Raw genomic sequence first — 23,585 nt, 5'->3', positions numbered from 1 at the left:
CTTAGATTGGGACGATATGGAAGAGCTTGCCCTTGGACGTATGATGATGGGTGAAAATGAGCTCTACGAAATGCGACCGCGAACGCTCTTTAACAAAATCAATGGGTTCATGTTCCAAGAAAACCAAAAATGGGAACGGATGCGAATACACGCGCATATCGGAATCATGCCCTACATGGATAAGAAAAAGCCCATTAGCCCGCGTGAACTGCTAAAGTTTCCATGGGACGGGGAGCTCACGAAACTAAGTAAGGAGGATAAAAAAAGAAAACATGAAGAAGCAAATAAAATTTGGGCAAAAATAGATGCACAGAAAAATCGCGATGTGGGGCAGTAGGCAGCCCGCTAGAATCCTTTTCTAGAGGTCGCAGGTTCGAGTCCTGCCATCGCTACTTAAGTTAAATTTAAAATAATTGCTGAAGGGCCACATTTGCTGACATAACCATACGGTTTGGTACCGATTTGAAACCATTCTCATCACAGATGCAAAATGTGGAGAGAAGGCTCAGCAAGTTGGGCAAGAATGTTGAAAAGGTAGGTAAGAACCTGACCCTATCCGTAACCGCCCCTTTGGCGGGTGTAGCCGCCCAAGCTGTAAAATCCGCTTCTGACTTAGAGGTGTTGGATGCCAAACTATTGACCGTTTTCCAGGGCAATGAGGCGGCCGCAAAATCCGCTTTTTCCGAAATCATTGAATTTACCTCGAACACTCCTTTTCAATTGGAACAGGTTGCCGATGGTTTTGTAAAACTGAAGAACCTTGGCCTTGATCCGAGTATAGCCTCCCTAGAATCCTATGGAAACACCGCGGCGGCACTTGGTAAGGATTTGAACCAGTTCATTGAAGCGGTTGCCGATGCCTCCGTAAACGAATTTGAGAGGTTAAAGGAATTTGGCATAAAATCCAGACAGGAAGGTGAAAATGTAAGGTTCACTTTTCAGGGAATAACCACCACCGTTCGAAAAAATGCCGAGGAAATCCAAGAGTTTCTACAACAAATAGGCAACACAACATTTGCGGGCAGTATAGAAAAACAGGCCCAGACCTTTAGGGGTGCGCTCAGTACTATCCGTGATAACCTCAAACTTTTATTGGCGGATTTCGGTGAGATAATAATTGAGGGGCTAAGACCATTGATAGATAGGGGCAACCAACTTATCAAGGTTTTCAGGGAACTCAGTCCGGAGACCAAAGCACAGATTTTAGCGTTTGCCGGCTTTGCCGCATCAATCGGTCCATTGATTTTGTTGGCCGGTAGTCTTACAACATCTATTGCTGCCATTACAGGTGCAATTCGTGCCCTTACACTGGCCGTAGCATCAAATCCTTTTGGAGCAATAGCGACCGCTGTGGCAGCTGCAGCTGTTGGGTTTGGAATTTATAACAAAATTCTAAAGGAAACCCAGCAAATAACCGAAGACCTAAATGATGTAAACAAGATAGCGGAAAAGAACACTGCCAAAGAAATAGGACAGGTACAATCATTGGTATCCATAGCCAAATCTGAACGTGTTTCCAAGGAAGAACGATTAAAGGCAATTCGTGAACTCAATAAAATTTCACCGGAATACCTTGGGAACCTTACCTTGGAAACCATAAACACTGATAAGGCAAGGGAATCGGTTGAAGAGTACACCAAGGTTATACTTGAAAATGCAACCGTAAAAGCGGCCCAGTCCAAGCTTGAGGAAATCCAGACAAAAATTATAGAGGAACAGCTTGGACGTGCCAGAGAAATTGGGGAAGCGGAAAGGCGAAGGGCTGAATTTATACAGATACAACAGGAACGCGGAAAAAGCTACACCGAGGCCGTACAGGCGGCAAACAATGCGCTGGAAGTCGGAAATTTTCTTTCCGATAAAAAACTGGAAAGGTTAGAGGAAGAAAAGCAATTGCTCCTTGATATCATTGCCAATTCAGACACAATCCTTGACCAAGAGAAAAAAAGAACCACAGATGATCCTGTAAACCCATTGGGCATATCCCTGGAAGATATAGAAGTGTTCGACCCTGCGGAAATTGATGCATTGATAGCCGAGCTTGGAGGAAACGTTGACAGGGCCTTGGAAGATGCGGCCGTACGTTCGTTTCAGATAAAGCTGGATGGTATATCCTTGGAGGGTACTGATAACGAATCCGTGTTTGGTATTTCTGATGAAGATGTAGACTCCTTTCTGCAAAGATTGGAAAATATCAGGGAGGTATCCTTTGAGGTCGCCAGATCGATATCAGGTGTCTTTCAGGACTTTTCGGCCAATCTAGTGGGCAGTCTTGGTCTGGCCGAATCTGGGTTTGAGGGATTTGTCAAAAACTTGGCACAGACAGTTGCCCAATTGATTAGCATTCTTTTGAGCAACTCAATAGCAAACGCCATTTCAGGTGCGACCCAATCCGCGCTTGCCACCGGACCTGGAGCCATTTTTTCGCAACCTGCATTCATTGCCACCGCTGTAAGTGGCGTGCTTTCGGCCTTTGCGGCCATTCCAAAGTTTGCGGACGGGGGCATAGTTCCGGGCAATTCATTTTTTGGTGACAGGTTGGTTGCCGGTGTAAACTCCGGAGAGCTTATCCTAAATATCGCGCAACAGAGAAACCTTGCAAACGCCCTGGTGAACGAACCGGTAATAATCGGTGGTGATTTTGTCCTTGAGGGCGACACGGTTCGGTTGATGTTGGAGCGTAACGGTAAAAAAATCGATAGGCGTACATAATGGGTTACACGGTCGACATAATAGATACCTGGGTGGACGACCATATCGTGGAGCTTGAAAGGGCCCGATACTCGTCCATAAGATTGAAATGGAACGGTAGTGATTCAAAGGATGACCGTGTAATAATCGGTAGTAGTTTCTTCTTTACCCTTGAGGCCCATATATCTAAGTACAAGGATTCCATGTTCTCCCATCTTTTTACATCGGGTGAGACACGTTATAAGGTCAGGCTTTCCGAGACGGATACAGATGTTACAATATGGACAGGTTTTCTTTTGCCCGAGAGTTACGGAGAGCCTTACACGAACAACACTTTCTATGTTGACCTAGAGGCCACCGATGCCTTGGGCAGGTTAAAGGGCAAATATCTTGAGGATACATTTTATTCGGAGACGGAGTTTTCCGTTGTGGAAATCTTTTCAAAATGTCTGAGGTTGACCGGTCTTGAACTCTCTATGATGATGTCGCCGGCAATAAAGAACATTAGAAGGGACAATTACTCCGATATATACATTCCAGGAAATTACTTCACGGACAATGACGAAATCCTCAGTGCCTACGAAATATTGGACACACTTGGCAACGATATGCTTTGCCGAATATTCCAATGTGATAATTTCTGGTATATAGAAGGATTGAACCAGTTGCACCAATCATCTGTGGCCTATGATAGGTTCACCTATTTGGGCGTGTTCGAGGAAAGGGTTAAAAAGCCCAGGTTGATAAAAAGATTCAACCCTCAGGGAACCCCGTTTGTTTCCACTATCGCTCCATATAAAACAGTGCGCGCACTGCACAAAAGGGAAAAACAGGCTCTTCCCGATACCATTGGTGATGAAAAGAACGATGGTTGGTCCATTGGCCAGGGTGTAGAGGGAGATATTTTTCCAACGCATTGGTACGGCAACAACGTGTATTATCCAAAAGCATTGGCCCCGAACTATAAAGTGACATTTCCGGTCTTGGCAGGGGTCAATTTTAACAGCCCACAGTTTGCATCACTATTGAGAAAAGTGTATGTAAAGCAAGGTGATAAGATGTTGTTTTCAATATCATTGAAATCTCCCGTTTCCGCTAGGTTGGATGATGGGAACATCGTTCCCAATGGTTTTAAGCTAACATTTGACCTTAATGGGGAGACCCTTTACAGTACCGTAAGAAACTTTGATGACGATACATTGGAGTTCAGTTTTGATCTTAACATTCCCAATAACGGGCTTTTGGACCTTTTTGTGGCCAGGCCCTTTTTTGATGGCACCCTGGAAGATGGAACCTTCCCACAATTCATTACCCTTGAGGAAATACGATTGGAAAGAATTGGTTTTCAAGAGCAGGAAATCTTTGAGAACATAATCAATGAAGAATACAGCACGGAGAAGGAACTTGAACTCACTATATCTGATGATGCGACCGGCTTCAGTAAAGCGTTCCGTTTACAGAAACTTAATGAAAAGGGAGCTGATTTTAATTCCATTGATGTAAACATTCTATATAGTAGGGTTTTCCAAGGGGTAAATTATCTGGTATTCTCTTTGTTTGATGCAAATCTTATTGCCGATAACATTGGTTCGGTCTACGACGGTGGGCAAAAAGTCGACGGGCTCAAGGTACACTACAATCTATTTGAAGGTGAGGAAATGGCCGTGGAGGCACCTTCGGGCATAACAGATGGAAGCTTGGAGGTAAGAAGGTTCAAGGTCGATGATGTGACGGAGGACAGGGATTATTGGGAAGAATGGTCCGATACCGTGTACCAAGTGGAAAGGGACAGATATGGTGTTGCAGCTGCAAAAGTGCTTAGAAGAATGTTCGAGGTTCCATTTGAAAGAATCGATTTTACCTCTGAATCGGCTTACAAGCTAAACGACCTTATATCGTTCAGTTATGTCCTTGCCCAGTTCTATTTTCTCACAAATGTCGAATGGAGCCTTGATACAGGAAAAAGTACAGGTTCCATGGTGCGTGCAGTCTATGAAAACGAAATAACCACCATTGGTACCGGGAACAAAATTCCAATAGTAAACGCCGGTGATGACGTAAAAGTAGATTTTATCGGTCTTGCAGGTGTACAATTGGAAGCCATAGCTTTTGACCCTGACGGTTTTATAGCGGCTGTACAATGGGAACTGGTTTCCGGTTCCGGTGTCATCATAACCAATGGGGATACCCTAAAGCCTACCATATTTCCACAGACATCAGGATTGACCAACCTTTCAGAGCTTCCTGTCACCTTACGTGTAACGGTCACCGATGATGACGGTGCTACCGCTTCAGATGAAGTGACCATCCTAGAAGAGCAATCCTATAACCTAGTGCTTACGGATACGCTCAATACCAGGGACAATCCAGTGAACGGTGAGGCTTTCGGGTTCACCCAATCCGACCTTTCCTTCTCCCCTGCCCTGGCAGATGACCTGGCCATAACCGTAAAGGGGGATTTCAATGTGGAGATTTTGCAGATACCTCCCGGAGCGGCCTATACCATAACCTGTGTTTTTTCGGTCTTTAAAAACGGGGTAAAATTCTTGCAAAATGTGGTGTCCGAAAACAGAGCCATTAAAAAGTTGGAGGGTGATTTTGAGTTTGGATTTTTTAGGGACGACGATGTACGGTTCGAGATAACGGCCTTTGCCACTTTGAACGCACTGGTGAACAACCAACTGGATTTTAAGGCAGAGTACGAGATAACAAATATAGAGGTCCAGAACGGGGCCGGAGTGTTCAACGGCTACCCTGTTGGTAGGGAAGCGCATTACGATTATCCATCATGGCAAGCATAAGGCACAGGCTCAATTTGGGCAACATATTCAAGGCCAAGGGCGGGAACAACATCAACAAGGGTGATGTGACGGACGGCACCATGATAATGACCGCGGACATGACAAATGTCACTGCGGATAGCACACGATACAGAGCAGATGGCGCGCGTGAGACCTTTACTGCGGACAGTACGGTCTTTACGGCGGATAGTACAATACTTTAAAATAGGACAGATATGGGATATAGAGAGATAGACAGAAGTCAACCAAACGATGGAAACGGTGACGATGCCCGTACCTGGGCCGGAAAGACCAACGAAAATATGAAGGAGGTCTTCAGTAGAAACTTTGTCCTTAACGACACGATGGTATCCAGAAGGTCCTATGATCCCTTGAACCTTGGTTTTGATGAGTACCGTGTGGACGACGAGGTAAAGGGATGGGAGAACATCGGCACAAAGACCCGATGGGTAGAGGGAATTGTACTGTTGGGCGGTTTTACTTGGCCGACCGATATAGACGATGAAACAAAATTTTTTATAACAAAAGACAGAAACCGATGATGGACACTATCATTTCAATCGGACTCGCTATCAGTTTAGGGCTCAACCTATACTTGATCAAAAGGACCAAGAACATGGTCACGAGCGAGCGCAACGGCACCCAGGTGCTTTTGAAGGACAGAAAAGGAATAATCAAAACGGGAATAATACGAGATGAAAGCAACGATTAGAATTTTAACGGCCCTGATACTGTTCTCGGCGGCCTCATACGGACAGAGCGGTGAAAAGTTCAATGTACTGCAGTTAAGGGAACGGGCCTCTGCCCCTACCGGTTCCACTTGGACCAATGGTTCCATGTACTTTGGGACAGACCAGAACCTGTACATTAGACGGAACGGTGCGTGGGACAATCTACAGCAAGTGGTCAACGGTTCTTTATTTGACGGGGCCTTTGCCACAAACTCCTTCCAGATTTTGGCGGAGAACAATGCCTCCACTTTTCTGAGGGTGGCCAATAGCAGTGTAGGAATTCCCACGCCCCATATAGCTATTTCGGGAGGTACGCCAAGTAATACCGTGTCCATAGCCCTTACGGACAACAGTGCAACGCTTTTTGGCTTAACATCCGCCGAAATCGATGCAATCGGACCCAATGCACTTTTTCCAAAATTCTATGCGGACGAAAATTATCTGCAGGACGGTGATGAAACCATTGTCAATGCTGGAACGAATATTACCGTATCTGGAACTGGAACCAGTGGGGACCCTTATGTAATTAACTCGACAGCGATCGGTTCTGGGGGCGGTGATGTGGTTGGGCCGGCAAGTTCAACCAGCAATCAAATTGCCCTTTTTGATGGATCAACGGGAAAACTCCTTAAGTTTTCCGGGGTCCAGATAAACAGTAATAACAACAGTATGTTTGGGCTATCCAGTGTAAGCACTTCTGGAAATACTGCTTTTTTTAGTTTACAACCTACTGATTTTGATATTCCAGCTATTGAAGGAAGATTTTATGCCGATGAATCCGAAAACAGGTTAAAGTACCATGACGGCACATCTTTTAGAGCTTTGGCCTTTGAAGATGAATTGGCAGGTAGTGGTTTTCCAGACCCTTTATCTGCAGTGCTTGCTGAAGGAAATGATGCCAATGGGCTGAACATATCAAACTTAGCTGATGGTGTCGCTCCCAGTGATGCCGTCAACAAGGGCCAGCTTGATGCCATAACAGTCTCTACCAGCGGAATCAACAAAACCGCAAATTTTACCCTTTCTGATGCTGATATACAAGCTGGGATAATAAACATAGTCAGTGACTCCCAAATTATATGCACCGTTCCCAGCGATTTGACGGTATTTGATTTTGTTAGTTTCATTGTCCAAGGAAGCGGCTCGGTTGCCTTTGATATGTCAGCCATTACCACTACTGGGGGAAGCTACCAAACAAACTCAGGGAGGGGAGAGTCAGCAACACTAAGAGTTTACTCAGCTACCGAAGCTGACCTTTTAAAACCTTCTAATCTTGTGGCCTATGTTCCACCTGTTTCGGATATAGTACCAAGCGCCGATATAGCTGAACTAGATGCTTGGATAGATGCCTTGCAATACGATGGGGATTCGGACGGGACTGCAATAACCACCGTTGTGGATGAAACAGGAACCGTAACCGGTATAGTTCCGACAAACATGACTGTCAATGTCAATGCAAACGGCGACCCAGAATTTGATTTTACGGCTTCTGGGGCTTTCATCAACCTTGGACGGCCTACGGAGCTTGATTACACTCCCGGAACGGACGAATTTACATTGATGGTAGTTCTTGGTGAAAATGCAGGTACACAAGGTTACTATATCGCGAAACTTGCGCCCAGTAATGCCCAATATGGCTTTTACGGTCATACAGGAGTGGGAAGTGATGATTACTTCACCAACGTAGGTGACATAGGCTTTGACCATGATAATACAGATTCAACATTCCCAGAGGACGAAGTAGTCTTTTTGAGAGTGACCACAACCGCGCAGGAACTTTACGTGGACGGTAGTCTTATCAGTTCCACTACAGTTGGGACAAATACTGAAAATGTGGATGTCCTTTTAGGAGCTAGAAGGGGAACCTCAAGCAATACGCTTACAGGGTTTTTGGGAGATTTTACTACAAAGGTCTATGGTTTTTGGGGCAAGGCATTGACACCTACTGAAATGACCAATATATCCAACGAAATCAAGGCAAGATAAATGAAGAGATTACTTTTCATATTGTTTTTACTGCCCCTTACATTGGCTTCACAGAAGTTGGTGGGGGTGAACTTTCCCGAAGATGTAATATTTAGCGGGAAGTCTGGAGCGTTCAGATTGTTCGTTGACATTCCTTCCACAGATCCAGCTGACGGGCAAGATTATGATATTGATTTACCTGTTAGCTATACCATTTCGGGTCCAGGTGCCGACAATCTGATTGAAACCGGTGGAAGTTCAAGTTTTACCGGAACGGCTATAATTAAACAGCACTACGCCAATGTGACCATACCGCTAACCTTTGCGACCGCTCCCACTGGTGATGAGCAGATAATCATTACCATAAATGATACTTCGGATTATGATATCGACCCTCTTTATCCCACAGCGACGGGATATATCCATGACACCGAACCTTTAAGGGCCTACCCTACGGCTTTTGGCACCGCTGCATATATCACAGGCGGAAGGGCTGTCGGTTCCGAAGTAGTTCACGTTACCAATACAAATGATTCCGGTCCAGGTTCATATAGGGCCGCCTTTTCTCGGAATGGTCCGGTAAATGACCCAATAGAGAGGTATGTTGTTTTTGATGTGGCCGGTAAATGTGTACTTGAGAGTCCAATTATTTGGGGGGGCAATGTTTCCAATATCACCGTTTTGGGGCAGACGGCCCCAGGTGATGGGTTCTGTGTTTCGGCCGAGCAAATTGTAGGGGCTACGATGTTCATAGATGGGACCAGTCAATTTAATGTTGCCAGAAATTTCATCTTCAGATACTTGGACTTTATCGGTGGACAGACTGATTCACAGGGCAATCCTGTAGCTCCTGGGAGCGTTGACGTTATTTCCCTTTTTGACTCCCATAGTTATATCATTGACCATATCAATATGTATTGGGGCAATGATGAGACCATTTCTCCACAGGCACAGGTCGGCGATATGCTCAATGGACGTTCCAATATCACCTATAACTTTATGGCCTTTGGCGATCCTGGACACTCGACGGGTAGCCATTTGGGCGGCACAGGCGGCAGGTATAATAAAATCAATGCAAACCTTTTAAACTTCACTTGGTCAAAAAATGCGACAAACGGAATAGATAACCGATTTCCAAATACAATTGGTGATGCTATTTATGAGATTATCATGAATATTGTGTATGACTGGTTCTGGCGTTTGAACAACTACACCTATGGGGGAATCAATAACGTTCAGAACAATTACTACAAGCTAGGTCATGGAACCCGTTTTTGGCTCCAGTTCTATCCAATAGAGGAAAGGCTTAACCGTATCCAACCGGATATTGACAGGCTGCCTTTTGTTTATTTCGAAGGGAATGAGATGTCAAATGGTTATATCACCCCATCGACACCGGACCAGTTTTCATTGATGCACCAATGGTTCAGGGATGGGACCGGAATTTATTCTGACAGGTTAAAAAATGATCCTTATCCCTTGGACTACAAATTGACAACGGCTCCTCAGCTATTGGGCGCGCCAATTACAATTCAATCCGCTCAAGATGCTTATACCGATTTAATTGTAAACAGGAATGTCGGAAACTCCAAAGGGCTTAACTCGGATGGTTCCGCATTCTATCGCCAACATTATAAGCATGAGGAATGGGTAAACGGGATTGAACTGGATTTGGACATACCGAACCCTCCCATATCAGAAAGAGTAGAAATCACGTATACCTACGAAGAGCGTCCTCCTGGTTATGATACTGATGGCGACGGACTGCCCAATGATTGGGAGATTGCTAATGGAACCGACCCCAATGTTATGGACCATGACAGCGACATTGATGGAAACGGGTATCCCAATATTGAAGATTTTGCTAACGGTGTGGATTTATTGACTTCTGGCCCTAACGGTTCATCGATTCCTGTCACGGGAATTGTTTGGAACAATGATAACCAAACCGTCAATGTAGGCGGTTTCCTTGACCTTCAATATACATTCCAGCCAATAAACCCAAGCGATAAAACATTTACGCTAACGTCTTCCAATACTTCAGTTGTAAATAATTCTGGAGGTATTGTGGGAACTGGAACAGCGACACTTACGATAACAACGAATGACGGAAGCTTTACCGATGACATGAACGTTACGGTAAATGCTGCTCCGGTGGTTGTGCAACCCAAAAGATTGAAGTCGAACCTTATTAAAATAATTGAATAGTATGACACAACTTGAAAAAGCATTTGAAGAGAAAAAGACCAGGTCGGAAAGGATTTGGATACTTCTTTTCAGGACACCTGGAGTTTTAATTTTCTTTTTGCCATTTATCCCAATAACAATTAGTTATATCAATACAGACATTGACAAGCTGGGGTTAGACAGTGCGGATTGGCAAATGATAGGCATTGGCTTTTTTCTGGTTTGGGGAAGTCAATATTTTGGGATAATAGCAAACAAAATAGGCGCATGGATGCTTAAAAAAGTTGGACTTAATTAATAAAATAACCATATGGCCTTATTAATCATTTCCATAGCATTGTTCATGTTTTTTATTTTCCTTAAAACCGATGCTTGATGACGATGTTGCCCAAAATTCCAAAATGGATTCTGTTTATTCATAAGAATATAAGAAAGATAGGGTTGGGTATCAGTTTTGGACTTACCACTTATAAAGCATTTGATTATAGACAGCGCTATTTGGTGGCAGAGGAACAAAAAGACCTACTTCACAAAGGTTTGGACGAAAAAAGCATGACTGTAACCAAGTTGAACGAAACATACAATAATGTTCTATTAAGATTGTCCATGGACAATTATCAGATGGATGATATAAGATTACCGTTTTGGTATAAAATCTATGATGCCCATACGGATGATTTTAGAATGGTAAAGTTCAATAGGGCTTATGAGGAAATTTACGGTATGGAACCTTCTGGATATTTTACCAAAAATGATAATGAGGTAATCGGGGATATCGGAGAGCAATATCAGTTGAATGACAGGAAAGTATTTGAATCAGGCAAGGTAGAGGAATTTTTTGAAAACTATATAGATAGAGATGGAAACAAAAAGGTGGGTAAATATGCTAAATGGCGTGTTGACAAACCTTCCGGTACTTATATCTATGGAATACAATTGGAACTATGAGATTAAGCGAAAGACAAAGAATATTTACAAAGAACATTGGTTGCCTTATCCTACATGCTGAAAGCATAGGCATAGGCTTAACTTTTGGCCACGCTTGGAGGTCATTGGAAGAGCAGAGACGTTTGAAATCCGAAGGTCTTAGCCAAACACTTAACAGTAGGCATTTGGACAGATTGGCGGTTGACTTCAACTTCTTTGTAGATGGCCAATTGACGTATGATTTTGACACAATTAAACCTTTGGGAGATTATTGGGAAAGCCTTCACACGGACAATCGATGGGGAGGGGATTTTAATGGTAATGATAAGGAAGATGGATTTGTGGATACACCTCACTTTGAAATGAAAAAAAAATGAACTGGAGATTGTTTGCGCTTGGATTGATAATTGCCGTGGTAAGTTCCTTTGCCGGAGGTTACATGGGACATTTACTTACCCTTAACACCAATAAAAGCAATTTGGAACAGATGAAGCCTACATTGGACAAGGCTATTGAAAAGGCCACCAATGAGATTACCAACGAAATCAAGATTGACAAAATCAAAAAGTCCGATAGTATCAGGATAGTGATGGACCCCAACAATAAGCAGGTGATGGTAAGGGACACATGTTTGGGGATTGACCTTTCAAAGTTAACTGAGAATCAACGTAAAAGACTGAAAAGATGGCTAAAATGAAAAAACTTCAAAAGATGAAACCCAACCCTTTTTTCAAACTAGAATACTTGATTGCCTGGTTGCTTCTTGCTACATGCATTTTTGGATTATGCCTATTAAATGAATTGGATCCTGTTTCTTTGTTTATAGGGATTGGTCTGGCTGTAGTCTTTCTATTTGCGCTCTTAATTTCTCCAAGGTTATTGTATCACCTTTTTTTGTTATTACGAAAACTCTATCACGGTTGGCGAGTAGATGCATGACTCCAAGAGCTTGATATCTAAACCCTGTATTACCTGAAGCCCATAAATATTTAATTGATCCAAGGGTTCTGCTTGCGGCATCTTTGTAATAAAAAAAGTTTTCACCATCGAACGTATTGTTAATTAGTGAGAATTCCTCTTCCCCTCTAACAATCATTTTACAGTTTAAAAAAGTACATGTATTGAAATCCTTGCCGTCCATTTCAATTGTGTTGTATTCAAAATGCTGAAATGATACGGACTCACGACCCTTATTTTTAAGTAAGCCCAATAAAATTGGTCGAGAAACAAAACCTAACAACAGAGCAAGTGGAATATACCAAGCTCTTATCTTAAACCCTACATACTTTTTAAAAAATTCTACAATCAGTAATGCTAAAATTGAAGCTACAATACCTATGAAAAGGGCATTTAAATCCATATTTGAGAATATTTGAACCGAATCTTAAATGTAGGAAAAATCAATGACAATATTTCATATCGCCAAGGGTATGCTCTAGGTTCAACCACTTCTTAGGATAAGATGTGCGGTGACCACAATTTGGACAGAGATTATAGGTAAGTAGCAAAGTCCCCGAGAATGGCCACTTTTCAACGTTGTGCATTATGCTGCAGCCTTTTTTGTCATCTATGTACAGAACACAATCCTGAATCACCTTTTGCCAGACCAATCCTTGGTCTTGGGCACCTTTTCTTAAATAGGGCAATACTTTATTGGGAACATACTCATTGATGGCCATTCCCCTGATGATTTGCCGGCCTTGGATGTCGAATTCTCTTGGGTCTTTTTTGAACATGGGTTAAAATTAAGTATTTTGAGAATTCAAAACTCAAGATGTGTTTTATTAAACAAATATTAGGCACCATTAATGCACAATTTGTTTAATTTCATTGTAAATAACTGACTATCAATATTTTATAGTGATTTTTAATTTGCCTGTCACGCAGGGGGTCGCGGGTTCGAGTCCCGTCCAGACCGCAGAAAGCTCCGAAATTTCGGAGCTTTTTTTATTTCTAATAATGCCTGTCTCCATATATGTTTCCAATAATTATGCTACCAAAATTATCTACGTTGTGTTAACCGTCCGGAACCAATCAAAACCTAGTAAACACATTATACAAAGAGCATTAGAAACCAGTGCAGTGAATGCAGAATATGTCATTGATTGTTGATATATTGTAACAATGATTGTGCAATCCCTTTTTGCTGGAATTTTAGCCTCAGTGCTTCATGTGGTATCCGGACCAGACCATCTCGCTGCAATTACCCCTTTGGCCATCGAAACCCGAAAAAGGGTATGGCGCATTGGTTTGTTTTGGGGCTTTGGACATCTAACTGGAATGTTGGTCATCGGACTGCTATTTTTAGCCTTTAAAGAAGTTATTCCGGTAGAATTGATATCCGAGTATAGCGAACAACTTGTAGGCGTTGTGCTTATTGGAGTTGGAATATGGGCTATTTTTAGAATTTTCTTCAAAGGAAAAGGCCATAAACACCCGCATATCCACGGTGGTGAAAAACCGTATATCCATGTGCATGATCATAATCATGATGATAATACCCTAGAACATGAGCATATACACTCCAAATCATTAGAACAAAATAGCTGGTCTTCATTTGTCATTGGGGTTTTACATGGGTTGGCAGGGATAGCGCACTTTTTACTATTGCTCCCCGTATTAGGTTTTGAAAATCAATTTGAAGGAATACTCTATATTCTTGGATTCGCCTTGGGAACCGTATTGGCCATGGTGGTTTATGCTTACATCCTAGGAACAATATCGAATAGCTCAAAAAAACTACAAAGCCCAAATACATTCCAGAGTATTCGAATTGCTGGAGGATTATTTGCTATAATCGTAGGTGTATATTGGCTCTATTTGAGTCTTTAAAGCAACAGGTCCATAATCGCCAAACGATGATTTCCCGTATCACCAATGACCAGTTTATCATCTTGAGTACAAATGGAAAAAGGCCAGTACAATGAACTATTAGTACCTACAATGGTATCCTTGTTTTCGCTTCCGGTTTTAAAATCACGCTTACCGATAACAGCATCCGCGGTTTTATTGTTTGTTTCAGGGATTTTTTCAAAATAGAGAAGCCTGCTATTTCCAGTATCGTTGACCAATAACCCTTTTTTATAAAAGCAGACATCGTAGGTCCAATTTAAAGTATGGGCATCGGGAAAAAGTCCAAATTGATTTTGCCCACATGCGTCAAAGTCAGGTTGGCCAATAATGATATCCGCTGACGTATTGAACGCTTTTTCCCAATTGCTCCATATCAATGTTCTATAAAACTGTGTATCTGCCACAGCCAAAACACCATCAGCATTGATTTTAATAGAATACGGCCAGATAGGCTGGTTGTTTTCATAATCTCGAGTGGAAAAATCAGGTTTTCCGATAACCTTGTCAGCGGCAGCATAATTTTCTAAAGGAATGGTTTTATAATAGAGGATTCTCCGATTTCCCGTATCAGCCACCCAGAGTTGTTTCCCATCCGAAAAAACACCGTAAGGCCAATGCAAGCTTTTTGATATAGGGTTTTTTGAAATACCTTTGACGTTTACCTCATTTGAGTCAAAATTGGGTTGCCCTAAAACCACATCTGCGGCTTGTCCATGCTTGGTGGGCAGTTGATGCCAAATCAAAACTCGATGATTCCACGCATCTGCGACAATTAGGCATTGTCCATCACTCCAAATTCCAGAAGGATAATGTAAACTTTGAGCTGTTACAGCACCTCCTGCATTTCTTCCAGAACCTTTCACATCTTGTTGCCCTAAAACCACATTGGGTTCTTGATGTAATGTGTCCGGTAATTTTTTCCAAATAAATACACGATTTTGGCCAGTATCAGAAACAAAGAGCATATTATTGACCAAGTGCACCCCTCTAGGTGCCAAAAAAGGTTTTTGTTCAGAGCCTTTGAAAATATAAGGATTGGATACCTGAGTGCCAAGTGTAGAAAAATCCATACTAACAGATTCGTGGTAATTGTTCCCCAGGCAGCATACTGACCACCCGTTTTCCACCAATGGCGCTTTCCAAAATGACCTGTCTAGGATGTTCTTCTGTAACCGTGCCTATTATTTTTGCGTGCAATCCATTCCCGTCTTCTTGCAATTCTGACAAGAAGTCCTCTGCAACTTCTTCTGCCACAAAAGCAATGAAAAGACCTTCATTGGCCACATAAAGTGGGTCAAGCCCCAATAATTCGCAAGCACTGGCCACCTGATCATCGATGGGGATATCCTTTTGGAAAATATCAATACCCAAATCAGTGGATTGCGCTGTTTCCTTTAACACGGTGGCCACACCTCCGCGAGTCGGGTCTGTTAGCAGATGAATGCTCTCCTCAAATTGGTCCAACAGACTAATTATGGTATGATTTAAATTGGCCGTATCACTCTGTATTTCAGAATCGAATTCAAGTCCTTCCCGAACGGACATAATCGCCATACCGTGGGTAGCCACTTGTCCACTTATAATGATTTTATCTCCTTTTTTGATATTACTAGCCGAGATATTTGCTTTGGCATGAACTTTCCCAATACCGGAGGTATTGATAAAGATTTTATCTCCCTTCCCTTTTTCAACCACTTTGGTATCTCCGGTTACCACATCTACTCCTGCTTTTTCGCAAGCGAACTTTATGGCTACCAAAACTTCCCAAAATTCTGAGACCTTTAGTCCTTCTTCAATAATAAAACTCAGAGACAGATATTTTGGAATCGCCCCACACATTGCTAAATCGTTCACCGTACCGTTTACCGCCAATTCACCAATATTACCTCCTGGAAAGAAGATAGGAGATACCAAAAAACTATCCGTAGAAAATGCGGTCTTACCCTCAAGCTCTAGAAATGCACCATCATGACGAGCGTCTAAAATGGGATTTGATAATAGGTCAAACACTCCACTATCCAACAATTTATTGGTGAGTAACCCTCCACTGCCATGGCCTAAGGTGATGACATCAAAATCCAATTTGAGCATAGGACATTGCAACTGCATGCGTATTTTTTTCTCTTTTGACATTCAATATCGTTAAGCTTCGACCATCCCCGAAAAATGATAATATGCGGCACAAGCACCCTCACTGCTTACCATGGGAGCACCCAACGGATTGGAAGGTTTACATTTTTTACCAAATTGGGCACACTCAAAAGGTTTCTTGATACCCTTCATAATTTGACCCGATATGCATTCTGGATTTTCTGGAGCCTCTTCAATATTAACTTCATATTTTTTAGTGGCATCAAAAGTTGCATACTTTTCTTTCACACCATAACCACTCCTAGGAATCTCCCCTATTCCGCGCCACATTTGGTTTTGTATTTCAAACACTTCATGAATCACTTTTTGTGCCTCAACATTGCCTTCTTCACGAACAATACGTGCGTACTGATTCTCTACTTCCGATTGGCTTTGTTCCAATTGGCGAATCACCATTAAAATACCCTGAAGCACATCCAAGGGTTCAAAACCGGTTACCACAATGGGAACCTTATATTTTGCGGAAAGCGGATGATATTCCGCATTCCCCATAATGGTACATACATGACCTGCAGCCAAAAATCCATCGATTCGACTTTCTTCGTCATCAATGACTGCTTTAATTGCGGGTGGAACAAGCACATGTGAAGCTAATATGGAATAGTTTTTCAGCCCTTTACGATGGGCATGAATGACAGAAAGTGCATTGGCGGGAGCTGTAGTTTCAAAACCCACGGCAAAAAATACGACCTCCTTTTCCGGATGGTCTTCTGCGATTTTTACAGCTTCCAAAGGTGAATACAGGATACGAATATCTGCACCTTCCGCTTTTGCCTCCAACAGGCTTTTCTCGGAACCGGGCACGCGAAGCATGTCACCAAATGAGCAGAGAATAACCCCTTTTTCCAGTGCCAAATGAACCGCTTTATCAATTAGGTTTAAAGGGGTAACACAAACAGGGCAACCCGGACCGTGAATCATGGTAACCTCCTTAGGTAACATTTCAATGATTCCGTTTTTAACCAAACTATGGGTTTGCCCCCCACAAACTTCCATAATGGACCAAGGTCTAGAAACCGTATTCTTGATTTCCTCCAAATATTTTTTTGCAAGCTCAGGGTCCCTATATTCTGATAGATACTTCATAACTGTTGGTTTTATTCTTTAGTGGGTAAATACTCGTCCACATCTTCCAATTCACCCAGCTCTCCTATTTCTTCCAAATAGCTGAAGGTTTTTTTGGCTTCCTCTTCGTCTACTTTACTTATGGCCACTCCTACGTGAACCAACACGTAATCGTCCACTTGGGCATCTGGGAGCATCTCTAAACTGGCCTCTTTGGTAATTCCCCCAAAGGAAACCTTCGCCATGCGTACCAGACCGTTATGTATGGTCTCAATACTTTTTATTTTTCCTGGAATCGCTAAACACATAACTTATTCTTTTATGTTTTGATAATAGGCCAATTGGCCCAATGCTATATTTTCATCATTGCTAGATACCTCTTGATTGAAGTAAAGCGTAAAACCGTTATTTCTTGCCATATCCCGCAAGGCCTTTACTAAAAACCTATTTTGAAATACCCCTCCGCTACAGGCAATTGTAGATATTTCAAGAGTCTTCGCCATTTTAATCACGACCCTTGCCAGCGTATACATAAAACTAGCAGCTAACTTAGCTTTAGATTCTCCTTCTGTTTTTAGTGCTATCAAATGTTCCAAAATCATTTTTGAAGGAACCTTTTCAAAGGATTGGTTCTTTAGCAAATCGATACATTCCCCTTTATACTGCCGGGCTAAATTCTCTAGCCTTAAAGCAGCTTCGCCTTCATAGGTAGAAACATCCAATACATCCAACAAAGAAGCAACCGCATCAAAAAATCTGCCAACAGATGATGTTTTGAGTTTTGAGTTCTCCTTCAGTTTTTGGTAAATCTTAATTTCAGCTTTTGAAAACTTGTCTTCCACCTCAGCTTCCGAATTAACCAAACTAAACAATGATAGTCGGGGTTCCTTGGCCATTTTATCCCCAGCTAACGAATCAAAGTATTCAAAATGCGCCTTCCGTTCCATTTGACGATTCTGATACACAAAAAACTCTCCACCCCAAATCATATCGTCGTCACCGAGACCGGTCCCATCCCAGATTACTCCAAGAACAGATTTTTTGTTTTCAAATAAATCATGCTCTGCCAAAACACTTGCAAAATGCGCTTTATGGTGTTGCACCTCAACCACGGGAACCTTCCAATTCTTAGCCAATTCGTTTCCTAAAATTGTGCTTTGGTATGAGGGATGTTTATCTACCAAGACAACTTCCGGTAATTCTTCAAATAGCTGGGTATACCGTTGAAGGGTATCGGCATATCTTTGGAGCACCTTGTAAGAATCTAAATTTCCAAAATAGGGACTTACGTAAGTATGTCCATTAGGAGTAAAGGCCAAGGTGCTTTTTAAATGTGCTCCCATAGCCAATACCTTCTTATTTGTTTTTGGAGTATAACCCATCAGATTGGGAGCTAATCCCCTAGAACGGCGTAACAAAATTCGCTGCTTATCAACGAAATGCAATACCGAATCATCTTGAGGAAAAACAATTTCCAAGTTATGGTTCAAGAAGTAGTCTGCTACAGAACTTAACTTTTCTTTAGCCTCTTTTTCCGAGGAAAGTATAGGTGAACCATGAATGTTACCGCTGGTAGCTACCAAGGAGATTTCCGCTTCTGCCGACAATAATGTCAACAAGGCACTCGATGGCAACATCACTCCAAAGCGATTTAATCCCGGTGCTATAGCTTCGGCAAGGTTCTCTTTTACGTGTTTCTTGCTATCCAGAAGCACAATAGGACAGACTCTTGATTCCAAAGCTTTTTGTTCATGGCTGGATACCTCAAAGTCCTCATGGATTTTTTCCATGGTAGGATACAGCAAGGCAAATGGTTTTGTCGGGCGTTGTTTTCGTTGTCGTAACCGTTTGACCGCTTCATTGTTCGCAGCATCCACACATAACAAATAACCACTAGTATTCTTTAGAGCAACAATGGCGCCTTCTTTAAGAAAGTCTGCTGCTTTACCGAGTATCGTTTTCCCTTCTTCTACAACTATCTGTTCTCCAGAGTTCCTTACCAGATGTAACATAATCCCACAATCAGGACAACTATTGGTTTGGGAATGAAATCTGGAATCCTTAGGGTTTTCATATTCGGTTACACAGCTTTCACACATGGTGAACTGGCTCATTGCGGTATGCGCCCTTTCAAAAGGAAATTTTTGTGTAATAGCATACCTCGGACCACATTGGGTGCAGGTAGTAAAGGCATACCAATATCTTCGATTGCCAGGGTCTTGAATTTCGCTTTTACACGAATTACAAATGGCAAAGTCTGCAGTAAGGGGTATCCCTATTTTAGTGGTACTTTGAGAGAGAACAATAGAAAAGTTCTCAAATTCCATGGGTTCGATTTCATCCATAGAATGACCTTGGATGATGGCAGCATCCGGTGCTTTTTCTAAAATGTCCTCCATAAAATTCATTAGCGCTGAGCTCGTTCCATTTACATAAATCAACACGCCTTTGGCGTTATTACTTACCGTGCCTTTCAATTGGTGCTTTATGGCCAATTTAAATACAAAGGGGCGAAACCCGACTCCTTGAACTTGGCCTCCTACCTGTATTTTGAAGGTTTTAAGCATTCGGCTTAAAAGCCTTTCTTATCGTTTATTTTTTCCAATAACCAATCACACCATTCATCAATGCCTTCATCGGTCAAAGAAGAAATCTGAATAACTTCCAGTTCATGATTTACTTCTAGAGCATCTTTTGTTACCGCTTCCAATGTAAAGGGCAGATAAGGCAACAAATCTGACTTGGAGACCAGCATCAAATCCGTGGTCAAGAACATTTTGGGATACTTTTTAGGTTTGTCATCACCTTCAGTAGTAGCCAATAAGGTCACTCGGTAATCTTCACCCAAGTCGAAGGATGCTGGGCAAACCAAATTCCCAACATTCTCAATGAATAATAGGTCCAAGTTTTCCAAATCAAACTTATCCAGTACTTGATGCACCATCTGGGCTTCCAAATGACATATTCCACCTGTAACGATTTGAAGGGCGTGAATTCCCGTCTCTCGAATGCGTTCAGCATCACGCTCGGTTTCCAAGTCTCCAACCATCACGGCCATGTTGATTTTATCTTTCAACTTTTCAGCAGTCTTCTGCATCAAAGTAGTCTTACCACTTCCTGGGGAAGAGGTCACGTTAATCAAAAGAGTTTTGGTTTTTGCGACTTCTTTGCGGATTATATCCGCCACAAAATCATTGGCTTTTAATAAATGTATGTTGGTGTTTTCACACTGTACGGAACCTCTAGCGGTTTTTGGTGACTTTTCTATCATGATTTAATCTTCAAATTCTACTTTATGTATTAACAATTCCTCGCCCTGGATGACATTTTTACTCGGTCGTTCGCAGTTTTCACACAGAAACCTGTAGTTTTTCACCTGGGTGATATGATTACAAACTTCACACTGAATCTTGAGTTCAGTGGATTCAATATTTAGTGCAACACCACTGTATTCTGGATGGGACATGTGATACGCGCTATAGGCATTATGAAGCAATCTCGGTTCAATATTTGAAAGAATACCCACCTTTAGGTGAATGGACTTCATCTTATCCAATTTCTCCTTTTCAAACTCCATTTCCAAGGTTTTCATAATGCTATTTACTATAGATGTCTCGTGCATACACTTAAATTATCGTCTTTAATTGTTCCAATTTTTCCAGTTGTTCCTTCGCTCTGTTTAAGAGGTTCTTATCTTTCACTAAATATTCAATTTCTTTAGCCTTATTTCTCATCGATTCAAGTCTTTTTTCCTCTTGCTTTTCATCTTGATTGTGCATTAACCACCCTAGTTCCAATTGATTTAACAGGGTCAAGGCACGTTCCATGGGATACTTCTCTGCTGTTCTGATTTGCAAGGCTTCTTCAAAAAGGTCATAGGCTTTATCATGGTTGTTGTGAAGTTTTGCAGGTGGAAAATCCATTAAGGCCGTAGCATAATTGTGACAAACCATGGCATGCTCATAGGGATGTGTTTGCTTACCATAAAACTCCAAGGCTTCCTTAAAAGCTGAAGCACAGAAAGCAGTCCACATTGGTTTTTCATCTGGTGGTGCAGGAATCTCAGAATAAATTAATGCAAGGGAATGCTGAATTTCCGCGAAGTAATCTGGATACGTATCTTTTTTAAATACTTTCAAGGTATCTTGAAAAGCATTGATTGCGGCTTTATAATATTGTGGACTTCCGTTTTTTGACCAATGGTAGAGTAAGTGTGCTTTTTTTAGGCCTGCTTCACCGAGAAATTCAGTAGCCTCTTCATTTTTGAAGGTTTTAATCGCCGTGTTGATGTGTTCTTTAGCCAAAGGGAAATCTCCCAGGAAATTAGCTATATCACAGGCTTCCATCGCCAATAAGGCCGCATTCAAATCCAATGTTTGAGACAGCAGATATTGGATGCAATCTTCTTGTTTTGCCAAGATGGTTTTAAGCGAATCTGAATTATAAGGCAATTGCAAGCTTTTATAGTTAGCAGTGCACCATTGAATGCTTAAAGCTATTTTTGCAGCCTTGGATTCCGATTCCTCAAGAAAGGTTTTGCTAGCATCTATGGCATCTTCGAACATTTGGGCATCCAACAATAGATTAAGGTAGTGTTTGGCCGTATAGCTTTTTACATCCTTGCTACTCGCCTGTTGCAGAGCACTTGCGTAAAGTTCTCGCAGCTCATTAAAACTGATTCTTGGAGAAAGGTTTCCGTAATGATGAAGAATAGCTTTGTTATGCGCACTCAAATCAGATAGCTCTTCTAATTCGATTTCATAACCAAACTTGAGTTTGGTGGTCAACAACAAATGTTTGTATAAGGTATTTGATTCAGAAATGTACTGAAAGGCTTGTTGCTCGTTTCCAATTTTATAAAATAGTAAGGCAAGTAAATTATTCTCGTTCAAATCCACCAATGGAAAAAGATAGGGTGGCTCGGTATCGAACCAATCAATGGTTAAATATATTTTGGTCCCCTTAATATGGATAAGTTTATCGCCTTTTTGTAATGGAGCATCCCCAACCGAGACCTGAACCAATTCGTTTAAACGGTCGACCGAATTAATGATTTCCTTAATGAGGAATTCGTGTTCAGTTGTTGTTAATATTGTAATCATCTTTATTTACTCTTTGTGTTCCCCTTGAATCTTTTGCTGCCGTTTGCTGCATATTCAAGGCATGGATTTCTGCCAGCCGTTTTGACCGGTAATCTGCAATCTCATTGACCAAAACTCTTGAAGGGTTTTTGGTATCAATAAAAACCAAGGATACCACCCATCTTCCTCTTTCTTCCACAATTCGTGTCTGCACTTCGGCATCTTGCAACCAAGCATCATCATCTTTTTTGGCATTCTTCATACCGAAATTTTCAAAAGATTGGTTTTTTCAATCCATTCGTAGTCCAACTCCCGGTCAGAACTATCCAAGTCATTATCAATAAATATTTCACGCACTGCCAAAACCTTGTCGCCTTTTAAGTTTCTATCTTTTAGTAGAAACTGGGTAGGCTCGTACATTTTCACAAACCACTGACTACTGACTGGAGTGACCAGTAAATGTTTCTTTTCAACCACGTAGGTCACATATGCATAGTGAATTTGCTGGAAAACCTTTTGGACCAGTTGTGCACGTAAAAGCACATGGGATGATCGTAAAACGACATCAGAATTCATAATACGTTTACTGCTTTGAGTTCCTCCAAAATATGATTGACTACTTTGTCGCCAGCTTCTTTTACTGTACGACTAAGGTCTACTTCCAATTTGGTATTGTCTATGGCGATGAGATACACACTAATGTCCTCGGGATAGGCCTCACCCATAATTTTTTTGGCATATGAAAGTGCCTGATCCCATTTCATCCCATGTAAAAATACCATGGGATCTTCCTCCGGAGCTCGCAACACTTCTTCTGCAGGAACCTTAAACAAAGTACCTATGGGCTCATTGGTGTTGATTACCGCATCTACCAAAATGATTTTATCATGACCCTTTAAACCAAAAAGCACCTCGAAAGCTGCGGTACCCATATCAAAAAGGCTTACTTCTTCAGTGTTTTCAATGCTTTTACGAAGTTCTTCAATCACATAGATACCGATAGCATCATCACTTCTAACCGGATTTCCAAAACCCATTATGGCCGTTTTCATCATTTCCTTCTTCTTTTTGGTTTTTGAAAAGTGAGACCTGCCGGACAGCTAAAGGCCCAACAGGTCTCAAATTATTGTTGT

The 23,585-nt window shown here is 41.8% G+C and carries 26 protein-coding genes and 1 tRNA gene; 14 read left to right on the top strand and 13 right to left on the bottom strand.

Going from position 1 to position 23,585, the window contains the following annotated elements:
• Positions 1 to 16 precede the first annotated feature (16 nt).
• From ACOKFD_RS15635 to ACOKFD_RS15575, 13 genes are all read left to right on the top strand, one after another.
• Positions 17 to 337, top strand: a complete 321-nt coding sequence (locus tag ACOKFD_RS15635; RefSeq protein WP_422858771.1) for a hypothetical protein — start codon at positions 17 to 19, stop codon at positions 335 to 337.
• Positions 320 to 392 (top strand) — tRNA-Arg (locus ACOKFD_RS15630). The genes ACOKFD_RS15635 and ACOKFD_RS15630 overlap by 18 nt, the downstream gene beginning before the upstream one ends.
• 100 nt (positions 393 to 492) lie before the next feature.
• On the top strand, positions 493 to 2,712 hold the full coding sequence (locus ACOKFD_RS15625; protein WP_422858770.1) for a hypothetical protein: 2,220 nt from the start codon (positions 493 to 495) through the stop codon (positions 2,710 to 2,712).
• The gene (locus ACOKFD_RS15620) at positions 2,712 to 5,492 is read left to right on the top strand and encodes a PKD domain-containing protein (RefSeq protein ID WP_422858769.1); all 2,781 of its coding nucleotides are present in this window, start codon (positions 2,712 to 2,714) and stop codon (positions 5,490 to 5,492) included. The genes ACOKFD_RS15625 and ACOKFD_RS15620 overlap by 1 nt, the downstream gene beginning before the upstream one ends.
• Positions 5,480 to 5,695, top strand: a complete 216-nt coding sequence (locus ACOKFD_RS15615) for a hypothetical protein (protein WP_422858768.1) — start codon at positions 5,480 to 5,482, stop codon at positions 5,693 to 5,695. The genes ACOKFD_RS15620 and ACOKFD_RS15615 overlap by 13 nt, the downstream gene beginning before the upstream one ends.
• Positions 5,696 to 5,707: 12 nt before the next feature.
• A complete protein-coding gene (locus ACOKFD_RS15610; protein ID WP_422858767.1) occupies positions 5,708 to 6,034 on the top strand; it encodes a hypothetical protein in 327 nt (108 codons plus the stop codon).
• The gene (locus tag ACOKFD_RS15605; RefSeq protein WP_422858766.1) at positions 6,031 to 6,204 is read left to right on the top strand and encodes a hypothetical protein; all 174 of its coding nucleotides are present in this window, start codon (positions 6,031 to 6,033) and stop codon (positions 6,202 to 6,204) included. Before ACOKFD_RS15610 ends, ACOKFD_RS15605 begins: the two co-directional genes overlap by 4 nt.
• Positions 6,188 to 8,209: a hypothetical protein gene (locus tag ACOKFD_RS15600; RefSeq protein WP_422858765.1), complete on the top strand. Its 2,022-nt coding sequence runs from the start codon at positions 6,188 to 6,190 to the stop codon at positions 8,207 to 8,209. The genes ACOKFD_RS15605 and ACOKFD_RS15600 overlap by 17 nt, the downstream gene beginning before the upstream one ends.
• The gene (locus ACOKFD_RS15595) at positions 8,210 to 10,396 is read left to right on the top strand and encodes a thrombospondin type 3 repeat-containing protein (protein ID WP_422858764.1); all 2,187 of its coding nucleotides are present in this window, start codon (positions 8,210 to 8,212) and stop codon (positions 10,394 to 10,396) included.
• Position 10,397: 1 nt separating this feature from the next.
• Positions 10,398 to 10,673 (top strand): hypothetical protein, encoded by a 276-nt coding sequence (locus ACOKFD_RS15590; RefSeq protein WP_422858763.1) that lies wholly within the window; start codon positions 10,398 to 10,400, stop codon positions 10,671 to 10,673.
• 77 nt (positions 10,674 to 10,750) lie between these two features.
• Complete coding sequence (locus ACOKFD_RS15585) at positions 10,751 to 11,323, top strand: hypothetical protein (protein ID WP_422858762.1); 573 nt, start codon at positions 10,751 to 10,753, stop codon at positions 11,321 to 11,323.
• On the top strand, positions 11,320 to 11,679 hold the full coding sequence (locus ACOKFD_RS15580) for a hypothetical protein (RefSeq protein WP_422858761.1): 360 nt from the start codon (positions 11,320 to 11,322) through the stop codon (positions 11,677 to 11,679). Before ACOKFD_RS15585 ends, ACOKFD_RS15580 begins: the two co-directional genes overlap by 4 nt.
• Positions 11,676 to 11,999, top strand: a complete 324-nt coding sequence (locus tag ACOKFD_RS15575) for a hypothetical protein (protein WP_422858760.1) — start codon at positions 11,676 to 11,678, stop codon at positions 11,997 to 11,999. Before ACOKFD_RS15580 ends, ACOKFD_RS15575 begins: the two co-directional genes overlap by 4 nt.
• A gap of 123 nt (positions 12,000 to 12,122) precedes the next feature.
• Here the strand turns inward: ACOKFD_RS15575 and ACOKFD_RS15570 are convergent, their stop codons facing one another.
• The gene (locus ACOKFD_RS15570; RefSeq protein ID WP_422858759.1) at positions 12,123 to 12,662 is read right to left on the bottom strand and encodes a hypothetical protein; all 540 of its coding nucleotides are present in this window, start codon (positions 12,660 to 12,662) and stop codon (positions 12,123 to 12,125) included.
• A gap of 40 nt (positions 12,663 to 12,702) precedes the next feature.
• Entirely contained in the window at positions 12,703 to 13,038 is a 336-nt protein-coding gene (locus ACOKFD_RS15565) for a hypothetical protein (protein ID WP_422858758.1), read from the bottom strand.
• 388 nt (positions 13,039 to 13,426) lie between these two features.
• Here ACOKFD_RS15565 and ACOKFD_RS15560 point away from each other — a divergent pair, with 388 nt between their 5' ends.
• Positions 13,427 to 14,134 (top strand): sulfite exporter TauE/SafE family protein, encoded by a 708-nt coding sequence (locus ACOKFD_RS15560; protein ID WP_422858757.1) that lies wholly within the window; start codon positions 13,427 to 13,429, stop codon positions 14,132 to 14,134.
• On the opposite strand, the gene ACOKFD_RS15555 is transcribed toward ACOKFD_RS15560, so the two are convergent.
• From ACOKFD_RS15555 to ACOKFD_RS15505, 11 genes are read right to left on the bottom strand one after another with little or no spacing between them, the layout of a single operon-like run.
• The gene (locus tag ACOKFD_RS15555) at positions 14,131 to 15,225 is read right to left on the bottom strand and encodes a hypothetical protein (RefSeq protein WP_422858756.1); all 1,095 of its coding nucleotides are present in this window, start codon (positions 15,223 to 15,225) and stop codon (positions 14,131 to 14,133) included. The genes ACOKFD_RS15560 and ACOKFD_RS15555 overlap by 4 nt on opposite strands.
• A 1-nt stretch (position 15,226) precedes the next feature.
• Positions 15,227 to 16,288 carry a hydrogenase expression/formation protein HypE gene (gene hypE, locus ACOKFD_RS15550; protein ID WP_422858755.1) on the bottom strand — a complete coding sequence of 354 codons (1,062 nt, stop codon included), beginning with the start codon at positions 16,286 to 16,288 and terminating at the stop codon, positions 15,227 to 15,229.
• 9 nt (positions 16,289 to 16,297) lie between these two features.
• A complete protein-coding gene (gene hypD, locus ACOKFD_RS15545; RefSeq protein ID WP_422858754.1) occupies positions 16,298 to 17,392 on the bottom strand; it encodes a hydrogenase formation protein HypD in 1,095 nt (364 codons plus the stop codon).
• 11 nt (positions 17,393 to 17,403) lie between these two features.
• Positions 17,404 to 17,679 (bottom strand): HypC/HybG/HupF family hydrogenase formation chaperone, encoded by a 276-nt coding sequence (locus ACOKFD_RS15540; protein WP_422858753.1) that lies wholly within the window; start codon positions 17,677 to 17,679, stop codon positions 17,404 to 17,406.
• A 3-nt stretch (positions 17,680 to 17,682) separates the two neighbouring features.
• Positions 17,683 to 19,938 (bottom strand): carbamoyltransferase HypF, encoded by a 2,256-nt coding sequence (gene hypF / locus ACOKFD_RS15535; protein WP_422858752.1) that lies wholly within the window; start codon positions 19,936 to 19,938, stop codon positions 17,683 to 17,685.
• Between the two features lie 5 nt (positions 19,939 to 19,943).
• Positions 19,944 to 20,642, bottom strand: coding sequence for a hydrogenase nickel incorporation protein HypB (gene hypB / locus ACOKFD_RS15530; RefSeq protein WP_422858751.1), 699 nt, complete (start codon positions 20,640 to 20,642; stop codon positions 19,944 to 19,946).
• A gap of 3 nt (positions 20,643 to 20,645) precedes the next feature.
• Positions 20,646 to 20,993 carry a hydrogenase maturation nickel metallochaperone HypA gene (locus ACOKFD_RS15525; protein ID WP_298995019.1) on the bottom strand — a complete coding sequence of 116 codons (348 nt, stop codon included), beginning with the start codon at positions 20,991 to 20,993 and terminating at the stop codon, positions 20,646 to 20,648.
• Between the two features lie 4 nt (positions 20,994 to 20,997).
• A complete protein-coding gene (locus ACOKFD_RS15520) occupies positions 20,998 to 22,473 on the bottom strand; it encodes a hypothetical protein (RefSeq protein WP_422858750.1) in 1,476 nt (491 codons plus the stop codon).
• Positions 22,448 to 22,714: a hypothetical protein gene (locus ACOKFD_RS15515; RefSeq protein ID WP_298995025.1), complete on the bottom strand. Its 267-nt coding sequence runs from the start codon at positions 22,712 to 22,714 to the stop codon at positions 22,448 to 22,450. The genes ACOKFD_RS15520 and ACOKFD_RS15515 overlap by 26 nt, the downstream gene beginning before the upstream one ends.
• Entirely contained in the window at positions 22,711 to 23,028 is a 318-nt protein-coding gene (locus ACOKFD_RS15510; RefSeq protein ID WP_422858749.1) for a hypothetical protein, read from the bottom strand. The genes ACOKFD_RS15515 and ACOKFD_RS15510 overlap by 4 nt, the downstream gene beginning before the upstream one ends.
• Positions 23,025 to 23,507, bottom strand: a complete 483-nt coding sequence (locus ACOKFD_RS15505) for a hydrogenase maturation protease (protein ID WP_422858748.1) — start codon at positions 23,505 to 23,507, stop codon at positions 23,025 to 23,027. Before ACOKFD_RS15505 ends, ACOKFD_RS15510 begins: the two co-directional genes overlap by 4 nt.
• Positions 23,508 to 23,585: the final 78 nt, after the last annotated feature.

Origin of the sequence: Flagellimonas ulvae, assembly GCF_049333175.1 — a bacterium.
Lineage (GTDB): Bacteria > Bacteroidota > Bacteroidia > Flavobacteriales > Flavobacteriaceae > Flagellimonas.
This window is presented reverse-complemented; position numbering and strand designations above follow the sequence as displayed.